Below are 1,227 nucleotides of genomic sequence, written 5' to 3' on the forward strand. Positions count from 1 at the left end.
TCCCAGATTTTGGGCCAGCGTGAGCTGGAATCTTCCGGGGTTATGGCTCAGGTCGGTGGTGATGCCGATGAGCCGTTCATGAGCGAAATCGGCACCTTGTTGCCGATGGCGCTGTGTGGCCGGAACTCGTTATAGTCTTTGCGCCAATCCTCCATTTTTACCCGTGCGTCGTCAAGGTTCATGAACCAATGTGCGTTCAGGCACTCCGCCCTGAACTTGCCGTTAAAACTCTCGATGAAGCTGTTGTCGGTCGGCTTGCCTGGCCGGGAAAAGTCGAGCACCACACCCTTGTGATAGGCCCACATATCGAGGTCGCGAGAGATGAATTCACTTCCGTTGTCGACACGAATGACGGCCGGGTAGCCAACCTGGCGGCATGTGCGTTCCAGGGTCTGGACGACGTCTTCCCCCTTGTAGCTGAACCGTGCATCAACCACCGGCGAGAAGCGGGAGAAGGTATCAACGACCGTCAGTACCCTGATCTTGCGGCCGGTAGCCAACTGGTCATGCACGAAATCCATGGCCCAGACATGGTTGAACCGGGTCGCGGCGGTCCGGTCTGACCGCAGCTTTGCCTTCACGCGCCGCTTTGGCACCTTGTTGCGCAGTTGAAGGTTCATCTCCTTGTAAAGGCGATAGATTCGCTTCGGATTGACGGACCATCCATCCCGCTTGAGCAGGACATGCACGCGCCGATATCCATACCGGACGCGTGTCTGGCAAATGTCTCTGATCCTCAGCTTCAGTTCAGCCTGCTCGCCGCGTTTCGACTTGTAGACATAAAGCGACCGGTCGATCTTCAGAACAGCACAGGCCCGGCGTGTGGATACGTTCCAGTCGGACCGGACCTTGTCGACAAGCGAACGCTTGCGGGCAGGCTTTAGAGCTTTTTTGACAGCACATCCTGAAGCATGGCCTTGTCCAGCGACAGGTCGGCAACAATCCGCTTCAGCTTGGCGTTCTCCTCCTCGAGCTGGCGAAGACGCTTCATCTCGGACGGCATCAAGCCCGCATACTTCTTGCGCCAATTGTAAAACGTGGCATCGGAAATTCCCGCCTTGCGGCAGACCTCCCCGATCGGCGTGCCATCTTCTGCCTGCTTCAACACGAACGCGATCTGCGCTTCCGAAAACTTGGACGCCTTCATCGAATTCTCCTCTTCTTCCCAACGGGGATCATAAGTGGAAAATCCAGCTCCGGATGGCTCAATTTATTGGGTGCACGTCA

1 protein-coding gene is annotated in these 1,227 nt (G+C 56.6%); it reads right to left on the reverse strand.

Annotation, left to right across the window (positions count from 1 at the left end; genetic code table 11):
- Nucleotides 1-47: 47 nt before the first annotated feature.
- A protein-coding gene (locus tag M0654_RS22585; RefSeq protein ID WP_248684994.1) for an IS3 family transposase occupies nucleotides 48-1,147 on the reverse strand; the annotation gives its coding sequence in 2 pieces (ribosomal slippage) (nucleotides 48-895 and nucleotides 895-1,147; 1,101 coding nt in all).
- Nucleotides 1,148-1,227: the final 80 nt, after the last annotated feature.

The organism is Neorhizobium turbinariae, from assembly GCF_023223505.1.
Lineage (GTDB): Bacteria > Pseudomonadota > Alphaproteobacteria > Rhizobiales > Rhizobiaceae > Neorhizobium > Neorhizobium turbinariae.